The sequence below is a fragment of the Shewanella eurypsychrophilus genome, assembly GCF_007004545.3.
GTDB classification, from domain to species: domain Bacteria; phylum Pseudomonadota; class Gammaproteobacteria; order Enterobacterales; family Shewanellaceae; genus Shewanella; species Shewanella eurypsychrophilus.
The window spans coordinates 4,332,549-4,353,143 of the sequence record NZ_CP045503.2; the positions used below are offsets into that span (position 1 = coordinate 4,332,549).

The window sequence follows — 20,595 nt, forward strand, 5'->3', positions numbered from 1 at the left end:
TGCGCTAAATAGCGCGGAATGAGTGGTCACAAACGGGACAATAGATTAGCAGCTATCAAAAGCTAAAAACTTGATCTTAAGCTAAGTTTAAACAAGGGCTTGAGATACAGGTTTCAATGAAGATGAAGAGCTCACCCAGCGATATAACATCACCTTAGTATCGTCAACAAAAGGCCTCTCTGTCATCCTCACCTGATCGTGTGAAGTAACCAGCGCTTACTTTCGAGTCTTGCCACCACGATAAGCACGTTGCTTAGCACGCTGTTTTTGCGCGTTTCTGCCACCTTTTTTGGGTGTCTCAATGCTCTTAGTCAGATCAGGCTCAAAACCCTCTAACCACTGTTGAGGCAGACGCTTATCTAGCACCACTTCAACCTCCTCGAGCAGGTGTTCATCTTCACGGCTAAGTAAGGTGATTGCCACGCCCTTATTACCAGCGCGGCCCGTACGACCAATACGGTGAATATAATCTTCTGCTTTGTAGGGCAATTCATAATTAACCACATAGTTAAGGCTGATAATATCGATACCACGTGCAGCAACATCGGTGGCCACCAGCACCCTTAACTCACCTTGCTTGAACGCCTGCAAGACTTTCTCGCGAGCACCTTGTGACAAGTCCCCATGAAAAGCTTGCGCAGTAATATCTGCCTTAGATAAATTAGCCGCGAGTTTATCTGCCGCGATTTTTTTCCGACTGAAGATAAGTACTTGCTGTAACTCTCCAGATTTTATCAGGTGAGTAACGAGTTCAAGCTTCCTGTCACTATCAACCGCATAGACTCGCTGCTCAATCTCAACTGCCGCAGCATTACGCTCACCCACTTCAATCAGTTTAGGATCACGTAATAAAGTTTTGCTCAGGCTGTAGATAGATTCATCGAAGGTGGCAGAAAATAACAAGGTTTGCCGAGTCTTAGGCAGTTGGCTCACTAGCGCATCTATCTCGTCTTTAAAGCCCATATCTAACATGCGGTCGGCTTCATCGAAAACTAAGAAATCAATGCTGTCTAACGTCAGTGAGCCACGCCTTAGATGATCCAGTAAACGGCCAGGTGTCGCAATTAAGATATCAACACCCGCACTTAATACCTTTGCCTGGGCATCGATACTCACTCCGCCATACACTAATGCTGATTTAAGCTGAGTATGCTTACCGTATTTGACGAAACTGCTGTGTACCTGCAGAGCAAGCTCACGAGTTGGCGTTAAGATAAGAGCACGTATGGGGGCTTGCTCACTGAGCGACTCACTGAGTTTCTGTGTGCTTAGCTGATTAAGAATAGGTAAGGCAAACGCTGCAGTCTTACCCGAACCAGTTTGCGCACCGGCCATGATATCTTGCCCGGCTAAAATGGCTGGGATCCCTTGTGCTTGAATCGGCGTCGCATGCTCATAGCCCAGACTTTGCAAGGCTTGCTGTAACTCAGGTAATAAGCCTAGAGAGGCGAAGGTTGTAGCCGTTGAGGTAATGGGTTCTGACATTGGAATACCTGAATAAAGCGTTGCAAGGAAAACTGCCGCGCAGTTTATCATTGTTTTGCGGCATTATGGGCTCAAAGTTGCCTATCTAAGATAACCAGCCAAAGTGTCGACAGAGCGGGTTAACATCAAGCCTAACGCTTGATGTTCCTCAGCTTGATATTCCACAGCTTCCAGGGTTTTGCATAAACCAGATAGTGCCAGTAAGCCCATACTCGCACTACTTCCCTTTAAGGCATGCAATAACTGTTTAATATTGCTTTCTCTGTTGGAGTCTACGCTTTTCTCTAAGCGTTCAAGTTTAGATATTTGAACTTGGCTACTTTCCCTGAACAGCTGCAACATTTCAAGTACCGCCTCTTTACCCAGGTATTCGAGATCTTGATCTATCTGAGTGAGATCTAATAGCTGCGGCTCCACTTGATGACTTTGAGCACTCGGGGCTGTGACCGTTAACACTTGCTCCTGATCTTTCATCGGTGAACTTTGTTTAGCTGGCAGGGCTGCAAGACCAAGCCATTCGGCTAACGACTGCATATTAAGCGGCTTACCTAACACAATATCAAAACCGACCTGCTGATAATGATGCAGATCATCTGATTGTAGCTGGGCGGTAAAGGCGGCAATGGGTAACTGATGTTTGGCGAGATGATTAATGCTCTTAAGTTCATTGAGTAGTTCAAAGCCTGAGCCATCACCTAACTGGATATCCAACATAATGGCATCGAAGCTGTTCGCGCTATCTAGATGATATACATTGCGCGCTTGTTCACAGCTTCCTGCCAACACGGACTCATGGCCTAAGTGTGCAAGGAACCCCTGAGCAACCATGGCATTGACTTTATTATCCTCAATAACTAAAACGCGTTTTTTCGCCACGTTATCTAATTGCTCAGCTTGCTCATCATGCACCTGCTGACACTCTATGAGCGGAACGCTAAAACCAAAACAACTACCAATATTAACCTCACTCTTCAGCCATAAAGGCGATGTTGATTCCGCCTCTGTGCGATTATTTTCATCATAGGGATTTGCGCTTCTATTCATCAATTCAACCAGCTCTTTACAGATAGCAAGTCCGAGTCCGGTACCGCGAGAGCGTCCCTGATTAGGCTGTGAGCTGTAAGCTTTAAAGAGCTGTTGCTTGGCATCATGACTGATCCCGACACCTGTATCGCTGACCTCAAAATTAAGCTGTTCCCCATCAGATGACACCTTAAGTTTTACCTCTCCTTGAGGGGTAAATTTGATGGCATTACCAATTAAATTAAACAATATCTGACGTAACTTGGGTCCATCTAAGTTAACCCAAAGTGGCAGCTGTGGACTCTCGAGTACTAAGCGTAAGCCTGCAAGTCCAGCCCCAGCCAACATTATCGACACCACTTCGTCTAGAAGGTCGTTTATCGCCACTGGTCTTGGCTCATTGGCCAACTTTCCTTGCTCTAGGCGAGAAAAATCTAAAATATCATTGAGTACCGTCTGCAGCAGCGTGCCGCTATATTGTGACAGAGCCAACATCTGTTTTTGCGCAACCGGAAGCTCTGAGTGCCCAAGCAAGGTTAAGGTACCTAGCAACCCATTCAGCGGCGTACGAATTTCATGGCTCATGGTGGCCAAAAACAATGACTTGGCCTGACTGGCTTCTTCAGCCATATTTCTTGCTTGCGCATGACCTTTCGCCTCCGCGTCGAGGCGCTTATTTGCTATAGCCAGCTCTTGTGTTCGTGCCTCAACGGTGATCTCTAGTGCCGCTTTATGCTCTGTTAATTCTGAGGCACTGGATCTTAGTTCAGATTGCAGTTTTTGGTTGTGAGCCGTTTTATCCTTAAAGGCTTTAATCGCATTCGCCATGGCCGTCAATTCATCATCACCATGGGAGTTAATGGTCACATTAGTATCACCGAGACTCAGGCGGGATAAGGCTTCAGAAGCCTCGTTTAATCTTAAGGCTATACCTTTATAAATCACCAGATACATGACAGATAGAATGACTAAAAGCATCAGAACACCTGTGCCCCACAAGCCTGTTTTCGCCCAAAATAGCTGGCGTAAATAGTCAACTCTTGCCAGATCGGCTTGGCCTTGTTGGCTTGCCATTGCATTATCTAATGAACGATTTACCCCGGCTAATTTATCAGAAAGCAGCTGCAGTTGTTTCGCTTGGTCTTTGAGCAATTTAACGTACTGATACTGCACTCTTAATCCTTCAGAGACCTGACGAAGCATACTCAACTCTATAGAAAGTTCTTCTGCTCTGGCTGGATCTCTAATCAAGCCTTTAAGCAGTTCTAAGGGCATCATGTCAATTTGCGGTCCAGCATTATTGAAGCTTGTAGAGTTAGGAGGGCTGAGGTTAGCACCTTGAACTTGATAACGAAGAGGAAAGCTAGCCAAAGGTTGTTGTGACATAGCATTGAGTAAGGTCACTAATGCCCTCTCTTGCTCAGGGGACTGTAACAACTGGCCAATCAAGGCAATATTATGAATCAACTTCAGCGCTCGATTTAGCCTCTCTTGAATGTCTAGGTCTTGCTCTATCACCGCATCCAGCAGTTGAGCGCTACTTTCATTACCTGCGATTTCAGGATATGCCAAGCTCAGCTTAGCGATAATAGCCGAATTAACCACGGCTAATTCAGCCTCAAGCAGCGCTGTGCTATGACTTGAAGAGCTCACCAAGGCAGAGCCTAAGGCTGACAGGTCTCCAGCCACCTTTAAACGCTTACCCACACTTTGGCCTAAGGCTGAAAGTTCATGGATGATCTCTCCTGCCGACCACTCCAATCGATGATCGCTTTGTACACCTATGGCTTTGAGCTGAGCAATAGAACTTAATAGATTTGTACTGTTAATAGACAGCATACGACCAATAAACTGTCGCTGAACTTCTTCCTCTACCGTACCTAGTGACTGTGCATTTTCGGCTAACGCATTAGAAGACTGTACGAGTTCTCTAGCCACTTGAGATGCCGGTAAGGCTTCATCATAAAGATATTTATCGGCTTGTTTCACCCAATATAAGCTCAGGCTACCTAGGGATATGAGCAGTAAAAGTAAAAAACCCAGTAAGCAAAACGCTAGCATTAAACGTCCAACCAAACTTTTACGCGATAATGATAAAGGGCCCATCTTTTTCCTTAAACTGATACAATCTGCTGAGATAACTCACTGCATATGATGACATTTTAGATGATGGCTAAACAATGCAAAATTGCACTCAATATATTCTGGTTAATCTTGCTGGTTAGCAGCACACTCACAGTGGCTGCACCGGGAGAATCGACCTGGTCATTAGAGCAGCGCAGTCCATTCAATGTCAAAGAACAACTCAGCGAGTCACTGGAATATTCCCCCTTACTTGAAGCCAAGCAAGATTGGAAAATTTGCGTCCTAGTTCCCCACCTAAAAGATGCCTATTGGATTGGTATCGATTATGGACTCGTTGAGCGAGCTAACGCACTGAATATTACCTTAGAGCTGTTTGAAGCCGGTAGTTATTATGGACAAAAAAAGCAACTCAAACAGCTATCTCGCTGTATGCAAGAAGATTATGATGCCATCTTACTCGGTAGCGTTCATCCAAAATTATTATCTTCTTTCCATGACCCCATCACCAAACCATTAATCGCCTTAGTCAATAGAATCGATAGCCATAAAGTTGATACCCGAATAGGCGTAAACTGGTACCAAATGGGCTACAATGCCGCTCAGTTTATCAGGCAAGATGTTGAACGTGCCAATCTGCAAGATGCCAATGTTGCTCTACTCACTGGACCGGAGAAACAAGGAGGAAGTGATTGGGTCGAACAAGGGATCACGGCAGCGCTAAACCCTCTAGTCTCAAACAACAAACAGTCAGCAAAGGCGCAGCCCAGTAAAGCGCAAAACAAGATCCACATTTCATCTATCAGACACGCCGATAACAATCGCAATCTCTACCGCGACCAGCTTCATCATCTACTCAATGACCAAACACCCGATTATATTTTAGGTAGCGCAGTGGCCATTGAAGCCGCTATTGGCGAACTCACGCTAAGACATATCAATGATATTAATACACAAGCCGATCAGCCGACGGTAAAGCTGGTTAGCAGCTATCTATCACCCGCCGTATTGCGTGGTCTGTTTAGAGGTAAAGTGGCCTTTAGCAGTGACGACTTAGTGGTATTACAAGGAAAGCTGGCGATTGATGTGACAGTCAGAGAACTTGAAGGTGCCAAGCCATTTGGAGATATAGGGCCAAGAATTCAAGGCTTACAGCGGGATGTATTAAAGAAACATCATCTAGAGGACAGTCTGGCACCCGCAGACTTTTATCCGATATATCGAGTAGGACCTAGCTCCTAGAGCCTAGGTCCTAGAGCCTAGGTCCTAGGAAGATAATTTAATCTTCTACTTTTGCTGAAAATAGATAACCTTCACCATGGATAGTCGCGAAGAGTTCAGGGTTTAACTTGTTTCTGAGTCTTCTGATTATCACATCTATGGTTCTATCATTCACATCTTGATTTCTATGGCTCGTCTGCTGCATCAAACGCTCACGGGTCAGTACTTGCTGAGGATGTAATGCAAACGCAGCTAATAGCTCAAACTCTGCTTTAGTCAGCTTGATTATATCTTCACCATGCTTCAACTTGCGGCTATTAAGCTCTAAAATATAACCATCGAATGCTATCACGTCATCACTCTGCTCAAGCTGCTCGACGACTTCTTTTTTAGCCTTTTGTACCAATGAGATACGCCAAAGTAAGTTTTTAACTCTGACCAGTAGCTCTCGAAGCTCGAAAGGCTTAGTCACATAATCATCGGCGCCCATCTCTAGACCAATGATCTTATCTATCGTTTCATCGCGTCCGGTCACTAAAATAATCCCGACATCCGAGCGACTCCTAAGCTCTCTGGCTAAACTCAAACCATCGACACCCGGCAGATTAATATCGAGCATGACTAAATCAATGTGTTGACGACCAAACTGATACCACATCTGCTCACCATCTTGCGCCTCAATGACACGGTAACCCTCTTTTTCGAAGTAACCTTTCAGACGCGCCCTGATAACGGCTTCGTCATCAACAACCAATACTGTATGAGGCGTAGAGTGTAGAACTGAATTAGCCATAAAGTATGAACCCTGTTGCTATCAATAGATAATGACGAATAGATGGTTATGAGCCAAAGATTATAACGCCTACGTTTAAGCATGCCATATACAGCAAGCTAACGTGACTAAATGTTCATCAAGTCGTCGATGAAAAAAGCGCTGCCATCATTATTCACACTTTTTAATATTTGCATATAAGCAATAGTGAAAATATGAGATATCACCATGATTTTTTGGCCACAGCATCAATAAAACAGGGATAATTTCAGTTAACAGACTTATTTATTGTATAAAGTAATAAGATTTTTTACTCTCATAGTAAGTTGGCATATGCTTATACTAATGCCATGCTGTAGCTGAGCTACTGCATTTAACATTAAAGCCGAAAGCCTACTGGCAAAGGGTAAAAATTAAAGGAAGCATTATGGACGAGAAACGTAAATTTTCAAGGATCTCATTTGCAACTGGCGCTCAGCTGACACAAGCAGATAAGGTCTGGACAACAAATATTCTCGACCTAAGCCTCAACGGTGCCTTAGTAGAAGAGCCTGCCAATTTTTCAGCAGAAAAGTCCCCCATAGTGCTCAGTTTTAGCCTACAAGGTTCCGATATTCAAGTTCAGATGGAAACCAGTCTCATCCATCAAAAATCAGGACACCTAGGCCTTCGATGTCAGCACATTGATGTCGAAAGCATCAGCCACTTACGTCGAATGATAGAGCTCAATGTCGGTGACTCATTATTGCTTAATCGAGAGTTAGAGCTATTTATTGCCGACCACGAAAGCAGCTAATAACGAAAGTACATAGCAACTAAAGTACAGGGTAACTCAAAGATAATTCCCTATTTTAAAAAGACAAAGCACTCCTAAGACGTGTGCTTTGTCTTCATTAAGTGAAGTTTAATCAGCAATCACAGTCTCTAAAGCCAACTCCATCATTTGATTAAAGCTTGTCTGACGCTCTAGCGTACTCATCTCCCCACCTTTAACCACATGGTCAGAAACAGTCAAAATACTCAAGGCTTGCACACGATTTTCTGCGGCAATAGCAAACAGCGCAGCCGATTCCATATCTAACGCCAAGATATTCATCTTAAGTAGAACTGGCAGCAGATTCTCCGGATCACCATAGAAGAAATCATTGGTAAAAATACCACCATAGCGGACCGGTGTTTTTAGGCTGTCAGCCGTTTGCCAGCAAGTCCTAAGTAGCTCAAAATCTGGCACTGCTGCATAATCATAACCGCCAAAACGTAAACGGTTGGTCGCAGACCCAGTCGAAGCGGCATTAACCACTATGATGTCTCTAAGATCGATATCTTCAGCGACACCGCCGCAGCTGCCGACTCTAACCAGCTTCTTCACATCATACTCATGGATAAGCTCGTGAGTATAGATAGACACAGAAGGTATGCCCATACCATGACCCATTACAGAAAGGCGCACACCTTTGTAAAAACCGGTAAAAGCCAACATATTGCGTACATCACTGACTTGTTTAGCATCGGTCAGATAAGTTTCTGCAATATACTTAGCCCTGAGTGGATCGCCTGGCATTAATACTATCTCAGCGATATCATCTTTTGCGGCGTTAATATGTGGCGTCATGGTGAGTCCTCTTAAATCATGTTTTCTAACTAATTTAAGAGATATATTATCTGTGACAGCGTATAAATCTCAGGACAATTGTCTGGGTATAAGATATGTATATGACATTGCTGAAAAATTGAGTAAAAGAGGGAATAAAAGTAAAGATGACAAATATTAATAAATTAGCAATGCAAGGCTTCGACATTTTTTGTCGTGAAATTGAACGGCAACCACTAAAATCCAGAACATTTCAGCCCTTAGAGTATCTACTGCATCAAGGCCAAGATATCCTTGAACTCTACTGGGTAGGATCGGGGGAGTTTACTATCGGCTATACCGCCAACAACGGGAGAAATTACAGCCTAGGCCTTAACCTTGTCGACAATCACCTATTTGGTGAAGTCGAGTACTTAACTAGCAGCCCTTGCCAATTTAATATTCAAGCCAGTGAACTTGCCGAAGCGAAAGTATTGCCCATAAAGGTGATGACTGAAATACTGCAGCTCGATCCTAAAGTTGGAATTTGGATGAGTCAGGCACTGTCAAGCCGTTATCAAACCGGCATGACGATGACCATGAATCGCTTTCTTCACCCGCTCATCTACAACATCGCCTGGGACATGCAACAACGTTGTATCGGTGCAAGGCCCGCAGTTAACTTCTCCCATGTTTACAAAGAAGCTGAACGTTTCGGCTGCTCGGAGCGAGTATACAGCCGAGTGGTGAATCAACTACTCGACATGGATCTTATCGAGAAACGAGACAACCAACTTCACGTCAAGGATTTGCAAAAGCTAGCGCAATTCCTTGAGATGAAATAAGTCATAAACGCTACTACTTACATTACATCTGTCACGATACAAAGGCCTGTAACAGCCTCTTCGCCATAAACTTGTACTGTAGCAAACAACTTGTGGTCAGCTAACGGATATTGGTTGTATGAGAGATAGGTAGGCGTTTCGCTAATATCTTGACCATCAACCCCATCGATTCGATAAATGTTACCCAGTATAGGTGACTTGTACCCACCAACATTAACTACCGACTCATTCGAACGCAGAATAGTAATATTAGTCATAGTGATATCATCACCACCTTTTACCTTGCACGATAGGTCACTTGCCTGCGCTACACCTGTCACTGCGGCTATGCTTAAAGTTGAGGCTAGTAATACTGTATTGAATAGATTCATTGGGTGTTATCTCATTATATAGAATGGTTGGTATGTACTTACACTGGTTAACTCGTTTTTGCCATGAATTTAGCGTCATACAAAAAGGGGGTTAAACAGTGATACCTAAGAATGTGCTTAATATGGCATAAAACCATCACCCTATGTGTTAGGTAGATCAATATTCTTTAGACCGCCTTAGCCAAAACGAGTTAATTTCGCTTTTTTCAGCATATTTAACTGTACAGCTATGATTAACACCTCCTTGTTATCTATCGCTTGCAGCGGGCTTATATGCAGATGCTTCTGCAAAACACTGTAGATATGTCCCTATACGCTCTGCGGCTTAGCCGCTGTCTTTCTCCGTGTGCTCCGTGATCTCCGTAGTGAATAGTTTTGGATTTGATGCTTTACCAAGAAACAGGCTCTCTTACCACGGAGCGCTTCGCTTCCACGAAGAACACGGAGGTAAAGATTGAGCTAAAAGTTGAGAGTTGCAAAAACTTTCGCTGTTGCCTTTCTCCGTGCCCTCAGTGTTCTCCGTGGTGAATCGCTTTTGTTCATTTTTTAAATTTATTTTGAGTTAGTGCGAGTGGTCTAGCTCATTTATGCCCCAAAGTGTGTTTGCCTTCGAATGAAGGCTGATTACATTTTCTCTTGCTTCATTTGGCTGGTTTTATATTTGGAAGTGGGTTTGAAGGTCGACCCTTCATTGCAATCTACCGCCTGCCCGGCGAGGAATGTGCAGATGCTTCTGCGAGACGCTGTAAATATGTCCCTATACGCTCTGCGATTTCATCCCTGAAACCGAAGCTCGCAGCCGCATCCACACTGGGTTATTCAAAGGAAGGTTATTTATTTAACCTTCCTTGTAAACAATTTTGAATCATGAGACCTACCTAATTCGCTATGACCCTTTACTCCTAGTTATATGTTTTACTAAAACTATATTTTTCAATAAAATAACGGTCTTCATATTGAAACCCACAATAAAAGTAGGTTAATGTGTGTGCAGTTAGGGGAACGCAGGCGAGACTCAACTTCATAAGTAAGGGGTAGAAAGTAGCCATTCAGGGATGAAGATAAGCTAGCAGCACTCACTCTTTGCAGAAAAGAAGAAAAGCAGAGAGAACAGCGCAAGCAATTGATTCATATCAATCTTCCCCCCTATTTGTCCACGCTTTGCAACGAAAGCCTTTCCCCAAAAACACCCCATCAGTTAGATTTAACAATGGGTGTCTTAGTTATTCTTTTCTGATGTGCCCACACTCAACGATTCACTGCGAATCTCAACCTACACCAACGTAATAGGGTGGCAAATGCAAGAGCTGCAAATCTCTAATATTCTCCTTGGATTAGCTGTGACGACTGTCATTATTGCGATAATCGCGGTCATTCTTTTCAAGAAGCTACAATCTGCACGTTACGAAATAGCAACTCAAACAGATAAGGTTACCGAGGATCGCCATAATGGAATTGTAGAACTGGACAATCAAACAGCGTCTATGAAGACCGATTATGCGTCTAAGAAAGAAATATACGATTCACTTGTTAGGCAGATCGCTATTTACTCCGATGATATCGAGCTAATAGAGCTGGGTTTCTATGAGCCAATCTTCGATTTTGACGCCTCAGACAAATACAAAGAAGAGATTAATAAGTGTAAAGAACAACAGAAAGGCCTGCTTCGCATAAAAGATACTGCAGGTGCCATCTACTGCACCATTGAGTGGAAAGTCGGAGGTTCTTCTGCTGAAGGCCGTAAGATGACCCAAAGAGGGATTCGTCTTACTGCACGCGCGTTCAACAATGAATGTGACGCAGCCATTGCAAACTGTACATGGAAGAATATGGTCAAGATGCAGGAACGCATCACCAAGGCGTTTGAAGCTATTAATAAGCTTAACGAGTCTAACCACATATTGATCTCTGAAGCGTACCTGCAACTGAAAATAGATGAGATCCGGCTCAATTTTGAGTATAAAGAGAAGAAACAGCGAGAACGCGAAGAGCAAGCAGAAATCAAAGCTCAGATGCGCGAAGAGGCAAAAATTGAGGCTGAGATATTAAAAGCTGAGAAGGAAGCCATCAAAGAAGAGGCACGATATAAGAAAGCACTTGATGAGGCCAAGCACGAACTTGAGACTGCTAACGATGATTCGCGTGCTGAATTAGAGGCTAAGATAGCGGCACTTCAGGCAAATTTAGTTGAAGCGGAGCAAAAACATCAACGAGCTGAAAGCATGGCCCAGCAAACTAAACGTGGGCACGTATACGTGATTAGTAATATAGGTTCCTTTGGTGAAGACGTCTATAAAGTTGGCATGACCCGCAGACTAGAGCCTATGGATCGAGTTAAAGAACTTGGAGATGCGTCGGTACCATTCTCGTTTGACGTGCATGCAATGATTCACACAAAAGATGCTCCAACTCTAGAGAGGGAGCTGCATAACATCTTTGACCAGAAGCGAGTTAACATGGTGAACAGACGCAAAGAGTTCTTTGTGATCAGCTTAGATGAGATTAAGAAAGCCGTCAGCTCAATACTTGGTGATGAAGCGGAGTTTGTTGAGACTGCTGTTGCTCAGGATTACCATGAAACCAAGGCCATGAGACAGCAAGCGCAATTAAAACAAGACATTGCAAATGGCCAAGTCGTAGAAAGCCAACACTCTGCACCTCAATTTGCAGACGCCATTTAGTGTTGTAATGTTGTAGCTCACAGCCGCATCCACACTGGTTTTTTTTACAGAAAGGGGCATCTTCAACTCGAGCATAATATCACCACGGAGCGCTTCGCTTCCACGAAGAACACGGAGGTAAAGATTGAGCTAAAAGTTGAGAGTTGCAAAGACTTTAGCTGTTGCCTTTCTCCGTGCCCTCTGTGTTCTCCGTGGTGAAACGCTTTTGTTCAGTTTTAAAATATCTGTTGAGTTAGGCCGAATGCTCTAACACGCTTTGTCCAGAAGTTAGTTACGAATCGTGAACCCCAATCGAAGAGATGAATAACCTGATGTAGATGCAGCTGTGGGCTTCGGTTTCAGGGTGAGGCTTAACTTAGTGAAGCTCTTCGAACGAGAGGCCAGGATGCCGAACAGGCCTTTAAACATGGAAGTTGTTTAAAAGCGCAGAGCGGCCAGGATGACTCTATATGAAATCAAGAGCCGGCGACCCACAGGAGTAGCTACATATGAGGTCACTCATTCACATCCATGTGATCGTGACATTCGTAAATCCATTTACAGCACCTGCTGCAAGCAATAAACACCAATGAAGCTTTGGTACTTAGCAAGCTGACTAAGTACCAAAACTGCCCAATGAACCAAACAAAAAATGAGTAGAGTTAATTTATTAACTCAAGCAACTCATGGATAGTCCTTACCGGATTGATCTTAGCTCCGAGCCCTTCCATCGACTTGTGATAATTTCTAAACGGGATCAAGATTTCAGTAAATCCGTGTTGAACCGCTTCTTTGACCCGTGGAACACCGCTGTCTATCGGACGCACGTCACCATTTAAGCTGAGTTCGCCCATGATGCAGGTGGTTCTTGGCACCACGAAATCGTTTAAACTGCTTAATAATGCTGCCACTAACGCTAAGTCGATACAGGTTTCAGATTCATCAATTTTCAAACCGCCGACTAAGTTGAAATAAGTATCATGAAAAATTTTGGTTTTGGTATGTTTACGTAATATTCCCGTCAACATTTTAATGCGGTTCATATTAAGGCCCACACACACACGTTGTGGAAACTCACCTTCGGTTTCAGTGGTTAAACACTGGATCTCAATTAATAAATTGCGATTACCTTTTCGAATACAGGTAATTGCAGCCCCAGGGGACTCGGTCGATGAGCCAGACAAAAATATTTCGCTGGGATTATCAACACTAAGCATGCCCCGCTCTGTCATTCTAAAAATGCCAACGGTATCGACATCACCAAAACGGTTTTTATTGGCTCTGAGTGTTCGAATCTGTCCATCGTTACACTCAAGATGGGTCAGACAATCAACAATATGGATTAATGTCTGTGGGCCGGCTGTTTCATTGTTTTTATTAACATGAGCCACTAGAAACATAGTCACATTATTTTGCTTGCAGTACTGCGTTAAAGCCTGAGCACTACTCTTCACTTGTGATGGCGAACCTGGGCTGCCATTCGCCAGCTCAGTCACCACAGCCTGTATCGAATCGATAACGGCAAACTTCACTTGCTTAGCATCAAGCTCTGCAATGATAGCTTCGACGCTGGTTTCAGCCATTAGAAATAAGTTATCTTCGTTGCAGTCCAATTTAAGCCGATTCACACGGTTCTTAAACTGCGACAATGACTCCTCTGCAGTACAGTAGAGTGATGGCATGCTCTGCGACATACGCGAGACTAAATCCGATAATAAGGTTGTCTTACCAGCACCAGGATCACCAGAAATGATATTGACAGAGCCTGTGGTTAAGCCGCCACAAAGTACGCGATCGAGTTCACCTATGCCGGTTAACATTTTCTCGGCTTCAAACTCTTTTATTTCACTGAGTTTTTTTGAACCACCGCCGACAGCGCCAGCATAACCCGATACTGAAGTGCCTACAGACTTGCTGGCACTTAAGCGCACTTCAGTAATGGTATTCCATTCCTGACATGCACTGCATTGCCCCTGCCAACGTGGGAAATCTTGTCCACACTCATTACATACAAACGCTTTTTTAATTTTCGCCATAGCTCTTAATTACATGTGTTGAAATATCGAGTTAATCTGCTGAGCAACTCTTAAGGTAAAACTGAATTAGTTACACTGTAAGCCAATAATGGCTTAAGATAACCTAAAATGAACTTAAAACGATTGGCTATCATTCAATGCCTCAAATATCTTAGAATGATGCGAACGATTAGGTGTTCATGAGTAATAATAAAGACTTAAATATGCTTGTTAGTCAGTTTTCTTATCAAGTAATATCACTTTATGCCGACATGATACTATTAACCGCTTGAGTTTTCAGCCAGCAAGATGACCGATCAAAACATAATATGAATTCTTAGAAGAAGCCAGTAAATGAGTTTAGACGACCACAGTGCCTTAATTGAGCAGCTAAAGCCCCTGTTAATGGAACCCAATTTCCAGGAGCTATTTGAAAATCTAACATCAGATGAATCGAACTCCACTCGTTTTTTACTCAAGATGGAGCTTAATCGCATCTCGTCGCTGTGTACTCGTGTTATAGATCTCCGGGATAAATCAGAACTTCCCTGTGAACAGGTCGTCCATGGCAAGCAGCAGCATTACTTAGATCAACCCGCTAAAGAAAGCTTCATAGAAGCAATCGCGCTATATCAAAACCAATATACTTTAGGCGTCTATGAAAGTGTCCTCGAGGCGCATAAACAAAGAAAGCTAAAATTCAGAGATCGTGGCAAAGGCCAAGATGATAGCTTATTCGATCCCTATATGGCGCAGGGTGTTGTGCTAGGTAGCTACTTTAACCGCAGTGAAGAAAGGATGAATTACAGTATTCGGATTGCTGTTTTACAACCTGGCCGCAACGAAATTCAAGGGATAACTGTCGACCTATCTGTCGGTGGTGCCAGAATACGCCTACCACTGCAACATCATTTCGAGCTCGATAAGCCTATCAGAGTTAAATTACTCGAACTCGGTGAAGAGTATTATTATGAAGACCTGCAGCAAGGCGTCGACTATGAAGTCGTCGATACTCAAACTAACCATGAATATTGCTGGATGCGCCTCAAGCGTGTAGGCGGTTCTGAAGCCCTGTCTCAGATGCTCTCAAACCTAATAAAAGGCTATAAGTTCAGATATAAAGTCGATGTAAATGATATATTAGTAGCAGCAAAAGGCTTAGGCTTCGAGCGACATTACTTGCCTCACCTGCCCCACTTACCCCTGTATTTGGAGCAAAATGACGGACAATTTCAAATAACACATAAGCTGCTTAGCCGCGACAACCAACAGCTGCAGTCCTATTTTCAAGATGAGAGAGATGTCAGTCAGTTATCGGGCATGTTATCGCCATCACGCTTAAACTCCTTAATTAGTGCACCTGATAATAAAGATCACAGCCTGTTTTTTTGTTTTACCTTTCACACTCAAGGACATGTTTATTTCTACTCTGCGACCCTGGCAGAACTGAAACAACATAATTTAATGGCCCTGTTTTTTAGTTTTGGTGCCAATAAGTCATCATGGAAAATATTTAGACTGACTCATCACAAAATAGACCATGAAAAATCTTACAAGGCCTCGATATTGCCTGGTGATGACAGCAACTATAGCGCGCTAACAGAAGCACAACTCAAACAATTTACTCATGTTATGCAGCTAATTGATCTGACTTCAAAAAATGTCCAAGAAGATTATTTAGCTTGGGGGGAACACTGTCAAAACCAGGCCAATGAACTTAAAGTATTTGGCCAGGAAAAAGTGATCTCGAACTCTACTAAACTGCTATCACTACAATTCAGCGAGCGAAGAAATGAAGCCCGCTACTCTTTCAAAACACCGGTTATTTTAGCGCAAGGTAAGCATTCAATAACAGCATCGACCCATGATATTTCAAGTAAAGGTTTGCAACTGACTTTAGCGGAAGCGACACAGTTTGATAAAACTGCCCCTATTCAATTGGGCTTCCCTAAACTGCAGCAGATAGCCGGTAAGGTGCAACTCAACCACTTGCCTTACCACTTAATTAAAAGCAGAAAAAAAGGTACAGCGATACACCTTGCTGCTGTAATGGGACATACCCCCCATGTAGGCGTCGAGTTTATGAACAAACTTATTATTCATAATCGCTCTAAGCTTGAGAAAATCACTGAGGCCAACAGTGAGATGAAAGAGCTCGCAGATGGCCTAAAAAACTTGTTGATGCGTCACTTAGACTCAGTGCCCTATTTTGTAGAAAAGACACCCAAATCGGCGACACTTTCTCTGCTTGGAGTCGGTACACATAAGAATGTTATCACTGATATTTTCGCGGGATCAGCCACGCAATCACTCGAATATAATTTAGCCTCTTTACTCAAAGATGGTCGATTGAAATCGATGTTTATCGAACCCATTCGAGCTTTGAAACCTCAAGATGGACTAGAGTATTTTGAAGTGTACTTGCAAGTTTCGAGACAATCCCAGGGGCAAGTCAAGGTGAAGTGCCAAACTCCCGGCGAAATAGGCGATCTTAATGCGAGACAACACTTTATTCACCAAAGTAATAACTTAGGTAAGTTTATGGCGTTAAGGGTTTATCGCGGTGCCACAGGAAAACCTGATCTGTCCTATATTCGACGTGAAATTGAATACATAGGTATACACGCTCAGCATAAATCTAAAAAACTTGAAGAGCTATTATGGCGCATCGTAGGCACAGGTGAGCTATTAGACATTACCCAAGAGGTACAACTCAGGTACCCAGCATTACATGAAACAGATTCAAATATCACAGCCAATGAGAGTTGAAAAATGATATAAGTTCCTAGGTCCTAAGCACTAGCACTAAGAACTTACAATCCCTGATACCACTGCTTTACCTGACGAAAATGATCATCGGCAGCATCTTTATGGGTTAACATATCAGCATGACCGTAATCATGCTTATAACCTTGCTCCTTAGACAGTAAGGTATATTTAAAATCTGCAAACTGGCATTCCTGCAGCATTCGGAACACATCTTCCGGGTGGCCAAGTACATCATCTCCTTGCCCGGCAATAAACCAAGCTTTAGGCCACTTATCTTGCCTGGCAATATTTGCCGCCGACTTGCCGTAATCAAAACCATCATCATGATCGACCCAATCCCCCCTCACCCAATCGATACTCTGTGACAGTGAAGCACGGCTTTCATTGTCCATCCCCATCCGCCATCGGTCGGCGGCAAGGTAGCCATGTGACCAAGCAATCGCTGGTGCCAACTTATTCCAACCAATATCAACCATTAGCCACTTCTTAAGAGACTTAACCTTTATCTGGCGTTTACTGCCAAAAGTGAGCAAAGAAGCCACACAATCCTGAAACAAAGGATACCTAGAAATAGCGCTCGCCATTAAAACGCCTCCCCATGAGTGCCCACACCAATGTATTTGAGAAACACCAGGATGTAAGGAGATAATGAAATGATGTATCAAGGGAAGTTGGTCACGGATCACCTGGCCCTGCCCAGGCTTAGAGCCACGCTGAAGTTTGGGAGTGCTCAGTCCCCTGCCGTGAATATCGAGCACATACACAACGAAGCCAGATGCCGCCAGGAAACAGGCTAGCCCTTTGCCATTATCACTGTAAAACACTCGACCATTAGACATGGCACCATGCAACATAAAAATGGGCGGCTTAGACATGTCGGCATCGACAGGTCTTATCTGCCTAAGGTGCAACTTGCCATCGAGGTAGGGGATAAATAACGAATCTTGTTCAATAGTCACGGCATACAATCTTATGTAATATTTGACTATTAAACTACTGAGTCAATTGTCAAAAAACAAGAGTGATGACGCTGATATAAACAAGTCAAACAAGGGGGATATGATAATCCCCCATCGAGTAAGGTATATAACAGAGAGTTTTAAACGAAAATTTATATGAGAAATAATACATGAGACAGTCTAAAGCTGGAAGTGAACGACCTCCAGCTTAGATAAAACAACGGTTAGCTTAAGAGCAATAAGAATGGCAGCACCTTGAGATTAAGCTTGCTAATAACCACATCGGCCGCTTGCTCAAGTTTAGGTTTAGCATGATAAGCAATACCGTAATCTGCCACCTCAATCATAGGGATATCGTTAGCACCATCGCCGATAGCGAGACGCTGACCATCTGGAATATTCCACTCTTTAGCACAACGAAGCACAGTGTCGGCTTTAAACTGTGCATCAACAACTTGCCCCGTCACAGTTCCCTTTAGCTTACCATTTTCGACAACCAGTTCATTGGCAAAAGCGGCATCTAACCCGAGTAACTGTTTCAAATGGCCGACAAATGGCGTAAAACCACCAGATGCCACGACTAAGCGCCAGCCATGTTTTTGTAACTCATTAACGGATTCAATCAAGCCTGGCATCAAAGGGAGCTTGTCGCACAAAGTCTGAATAATGCTCGCGTCAGCACCTTGCAGTTTAGCAACACGTGCTCGCAGACTCTCTTCAAAGTCCAATTCACCTTGCATCGCTCGCTCCGTCACCTCGGCAACCGCTTCACCCACGCCAGCCATCACCGCCAGTTCATCAATACACTCTATTTCAATGGCGGTAGAGTCCATATCCATCACAAGTAAACCTGGCTCATTAAGCTTGGCTTGTGTATTGGAGATAGAAAACGTTTCAACACCGCTAACAGAAGAGATAACTTGCAGTTGCGTCAGGCTAAACGGCACGTCAGCACATAACTCAACACAATATAGGCCTGAGTCACGCTCAATAATCGCCAAGCTTAAATCCAGTTCTAGCCTGCCTATCGCGGCTGACAGCTCAGCCTCTTGCACCTTATCTTCATAAACACAACGTAGGCGCGACACGCAATCTGGTGCCAGCGTTTCGTGGTGTTTCGACAAAGTCTTACTTTGGTATTGAAAACGGCTATTTTCACCATTTGATAACCATGAGAACAACAAGGTATGACTCAGACTTTCCATTAGTAATGCTTCTCCAACTACCGGGCAAGACGATAATCAATTATGATTAGCTAAACCCTTCAAAAATTCAGGTATATAGTGTTTTTTCTTAAAGGTCTGAAAAAGAGCCATAGAATTAGCAGGCTAGTGCAGATGGCAATTGCGATCACCTTAGCTGTGGGTCTTATCCAATTATGGGAAACTAGCCTACTACAAGGACAGCAGCTTCTAAAGTCCCAAACACAAAAGATGGCCAGATTACTGGTTCAACAAACGGCATATGGCGCTGCACCTGCGCTACAACTGCAAAATGATGAGCAACTTCAATGGCTCGCCAGTGCATTAGTGTTAGACCCTAAAGTGATGTCCGCAAGCATATTCAGTGAAGACGGCCAACGACTCGCTTTTGCTCAAAGTGTATCAGATGAAGAGTTGGAGCCAGAATCTGAGGAGCTAGAGGCACTGCTGGAACGTTATCCGCCGTATGTAGAAGCGGTGAGCCAAGATGGTAATAACTTAGGTTTTATTGAAGTTAGGCTAGAGCCAAGACTGTTTTTTAATGAAATAAAAGAAGCTCATCAAATCCATATGGAGCAACAGCAGATGATGTTAATCATCGCCGGATTGATAGGTTTACTTTTGTCGCGATCCCTTTCATTTAAACGCGCCGACTTTGATCGACGTAAGACACGTGCAAAGCTAAGAAAGAAACCGAAGAAGTTAAAGAAAACCTAGTTCCTAGGTTCTAGAATCTCGGGGCTGAAGCCCCTCCTACACAGACACAAAAAAGGGCTCTAATGAGCCCTTTTGTACATGGATGTGCTTATCCCCGATCGCAGGATAGCGATGGAGGGGATTATGAACAACTAAAAGCGTAATTACAGAGTAATTGCCGCTTCTAGTGTCATCACGATCATTTCGTTGAAGGTGGTTTGACGCTCTTCAGCAGAGGTCTTTTCACCGGTACGGATGTGATCAGATACAGTACAAACACAAAGTGCTTTAGCACCGAACTCAGCAGCAACACCGTAAAGACCGGCAGCTTCCATTTCGACACCTAAGATATCCATCTTTTCCATAACGTCGAACATTTCTGGATCTGGCGTGTAGAAAAGATCAGCTGAGAATACGTTACCTACGCGGTACTTAATTCCTTTTGCGTCAGCTGCTTTAACGACTGCGCTTAGTAGACCGTAATCAGCGATAGCTGCAAAATCTTGGCCTTTGAAACGTAGACGGTTCACTTGTGAATCAGTACATGCACCCATACCGATCAATACGTCACGAACTTTAACGTCAGTGCTTACTGCGCCACAAGTTCCAACACGGATAAGGTTCTTAACACCGTAGTCTTTGATCAACTCAGTAGCATAGATTGAAGCAGAAGGAATACCCATGCCAGAACCCATTACAGAGATGCGAACACCCTTGTATGTACCAGTAAAACCAAACATGTTACGAACATCAGTAACTTGCTCAACGTTCTCTAGGAAGGTTTCAGCAATGTATTTAGCACGTAGTGGATCGCCTGGAAATAGCACTGTATCTGCGAATGCACCGTCAACAGCATTAATATGTGGTGTAGCCATCTATATAACCCCTTATATATTTGTAACTTAAACTAGTACTAGAATTAGTA

Annotated in this window: 15 protein-coding genes; 6 read left to right on the forward strand and 9 right to left on the reverse strand. The window is 43.6% G+C overall.

Annotated elements, in window-relative coordinates; all coding sequences use genetic code 11:
• Positions 1-216 precede the first annotated feature (216 nt).
• The gene (locus FM038_RS18500; protein ID WP_195873117.1) at positions 217-1,485 is read right to left on the reverse strand and encodes a DEAD/DEAH box helicase; all 1,269 of its coding nucleotides are present in this window, start codon (positions 1,483-1,485) and stop codon (positions 217-219) included.
• 81 nt (positions 1,486-1,566) lie between these two features.
• Positions 1,567-4,614, reverse strand: a complete 3,048-nt coding sequence (torS, locus tag FM038_RS18505; protein WP_142874771.1) for a TMAO reductase system sensor histidine kinase/response regulator TorS — start codon at positions 4,612-4,614, stop codon at positions 1,567-1,569.
• A 60-nt stretch (positions 4,615-4,674) separates the two neighbouring features.
• On the opposite strand from torS, the gene torT reads away from it, so the two are divergent.
• Positions 4,675-5,832, forward strand: a complete 1,158-nt coding sequence (gene torT, locus FM038_RS18510; protein WP_142874772.1) for a TMAO reductase system periplasmic protein TorT — start codon at positions 4,675-4,677, stop codon at positions 5,830-5,832.
• Between the two features lie 37 nt (positions 5,833-5,869).
• Here torT and torR read toward each other — a convergent pair whose 3' ends face one another.
• A complete protein-coding gene (gene torR / locus FM038_RS18515; RefSeq protein WP_142874773.1) occupies positions 5,870-6,604 on the reverse strand; it encodes a two-component system response regulator TorR in 735 nt (244 codons plus the stop codon).
• A 406-nt stretch (positions 6,605-7,010) separates the two neighbouring features.
• Between torR and FM038_RS18520 the strand changes: the two genes are divergently transcribed.
• A complete protein-coding gene (locus tag FM038_RS18520; RefSeq protein WP_142874774.1) occupies positions 7,011-7,379 on the forward strand; it encodes a PilZ domain-containing protein in 369 nt (122 codons plus the stop codon).
• 108 nt (positions 7,380-7,487) lie between these two features.
• Here the strand turns inward: FM038_RS18520 and deoD (FM038_RS18525) are convergent, their stop codons facing one another.
• Positions 7,488-8,195: a purine-nucleoside phosphorylase gene (deoD, locus tag FM038_RS18525; protein ID WP_142874775.1), complete on the reverse strand. Its 708-nt coding sequence runs from the start codon at positions 8,193-8,195 to the stop codon at positions 7,488-7,490.
• Between the two features lie 146 nt (positions 8,196-8,341).
• Between deoD (FM038_RS18525) and FM038_RS18530 the strand changes: the two genes are divergently transcribed.
• Positions 8,342-8,998: a Crp/Fnr family transcriptional regulator gene (locus FM038_RS18530; RefSeq protein WP_142874776.1), complete on the forward strand. Its 657-nt coding sequence runs from the start codon at positions 8,342-8,344 to the stop codon at positions 8,996-8,998.
• 17 nt (positions 8,999-9,015) lie between these two features.
• Here FM038_RS18530 and FM038_RS18535 read toward each other — a convergent pair whose 3' ends face one another.
• On the reverse strand, positions 9,016-9,369 hold the full coding sequence (locus tag FM038_RS18535; RefSeq protein WP_142874777.1) for a hypothetical protein: 354 nt from the start codon (positions 9,367-9,369) through the stop codon (positions 9,016-9,018).
• Positions 9,370-10,667: 1,298 nt separating this feature from the next.
• Between FM038_RS18535 and FM038_RS18540 the strand changes: the two genes are divergently transcribed.
• A complete protein-coding gene (locus tag FM038_RS18540) occupies positions 10,668-12,050 on the forward strand; it encodes an SNIPE associated domain-containing protein (protein ID WP_142874778.1) in 1,383 nt (460 codons plus the stop codon).
• Between the two features lie 641 nt (positions 12,051-12,691).
• Here the strand turns inward: FM038_RS18540 and radA are convergent.
• The gene (radA, locus tag FM038_RS18545; RefSeq protein WP_142874779.1) at positions 12,692-14,065 is read right to left on the reverse strand and encodes a DNA repair protein RadA; all 1,374 of its coding nucleotides are present in this window, start codon (positions 14,063-14,065) and stop codon (positions 12,692-12,694) included.
• Between the two features lie 333 nt (positions 14,066-14,398).
• Between radA and FM038_RS18550 the strand changes: the two genes are divergently transcribed.
• Positions 14,399-16,813, forward strand: coding sequence for a PilZ domain-containing protein (locus FM038_RS18550; RefSeq protein WP_195873118.1), 2,415 nt, complete (start codon positions 14,399-14,401; stop codon positions 16,811-16,813).
• A 44-nt stretch (positions 16,814-16,857) separates the two neighbouring features.
• Here FM038_RS18550 and FM038_RS18555 read toward each other — a convergent pair whose 3' ends face one another.
• Entirely contained in the window at positions 16,858-17,772 is a 915-nt protein-coding gene (locus tag FM038_RS18555) for an alpha/beta fold hydrolase (protein WP_142874780.1), read from the reverse strand.
• 224 nt (positions 17,773-17,996) lie between these two features.
• Complete coding sequence (gene serB / locus FM038_RS18560) at positions 17,997-18,977, reverse strand: phosphoserine phosphatase SerB (RefSeq protein ID WP_142874781.1); 981 nt, start codon at positions 18,975-18,977, stop codon at positions 17,997-17,999.
• A gap of 78 nt (positions 18,978-19,055) precedes the next feature.
• On the opposite strand from serB, the gene FM038_RS18565 reads away from it, so the two are divergent.
• Positions 19,056-19,691, forward strand: coding sequence for an AhpA/YtjB family protein (locus FM038_RS18565; RefSeq protein ID WP_142874782.1), 636 nt, complete (start codon positions 19,056-19,058; stop codon positions 19,689-19,691).
• A 143-nt stretch (positions 19,692-19,834) separates the two neighbouring features.
• On the opposite strand, the gene deoD (FM038_RS18570) is transcribed toward FM038_RS18565, so the two are convergent.
• Complete coding sequence (gene deoD / locus FM038_RS18570; protein WP_142870515.1) at positions 19,835-20,545, reverse strand: purine-nucleoside phosphorylase; 711 nt, start codon at positions 20,543-20,545, stop codon at positions 19,835-19,837.
• Positions 20,546-20,595: the final 50 nt, after the last annotated feature.

Bases quoted from the DNA above. Each gene is read 5' to 3' on its own strand.
- FM038_RS18500 (WP_195873117.1), bottom strand. From the start codon at position 1,485: ATGTCAGAACCCATTACCTCAACGGCTACAACCTTCGCCTCTCTAGGC.
- torS (WP_142874771.1), bottom strand. From the start codon at position 4,614: ATGGGCCCTTTATCATTATCGCGTAAAAGTTTGGTTGGACGTTTAATG.
- torT (WP_142874772.1), top strand. From the start codon at position 4,675: ATGATGGCTAAACAATGCAAAATTGCACTCAATATATTCTGGTTAATC.
- torR (WP_142874773.1), bottom strand. From the start codon at position 6,604: ATGGCTAATTCAGTTCTACACTCTACGCCTCATACAGTATTGGTTGTT.
- FM038_RS18520 (WP_142874774.1), top strand. From the start codon at position 7,011: ATGGACGAGAAACGTAAATTTTCAAGGATCTCATTTGCAACTGGCGCT.
- deoD (WP_142874775.1), bottom strand. From the start codon at position 8,195: ATGACGCCACATATTAACGCCGCAAAAGATGATATCGCTGAGATAGTA.
- FM038_RS18530 (WP_142874776.1), top strand. From the start codon at position 8,342: ATGACAAATATTAATAAATTAGCAATGCAAGGCTTCGACATTTTTTGT.
- FM038_RS18535 (WP_142874777.1), bottom strand. From the start codon at position 9,369: ATGAATCTATTCAATACAGTATTACTAGCCTCAACTTTAAGCATAGCC.
- FM038_RS18540 (WP_142874778.1), top strand. From the start codon at position 10,668: ATGCAAGAGCTGCAAATCTCTAATATTCTCCTTGGATTAGCTGTGACG.
- radA (WP_142874779.1), bottom strand. From the start codon at position 14,065: ATGGCGAAAATTAAAAAAGCGTTTGTATGTAATGAGTGTGGACAAGAT.
- FM038_RS18550 (WP_195873118.1), top strand. From the start codon at position 14,399: ATGAGTTTAGACGACCACAGTGCCTTAATTGAGCAGCTAAAGCCCCTG.
- serB (WP_142874781.1), bottom strand. From the start codon at position 18,977: ATGGAAAGTCTGAGTCATACCTTGTTGTTCTCATGGTTATCAAATGGT.
- deoD (WP_142870515.1), bottom strand. From the start codon at position 20,545: ATGGCTACACCACATATTAATGCTGTTGACGGTGCATTCGCAGATACA.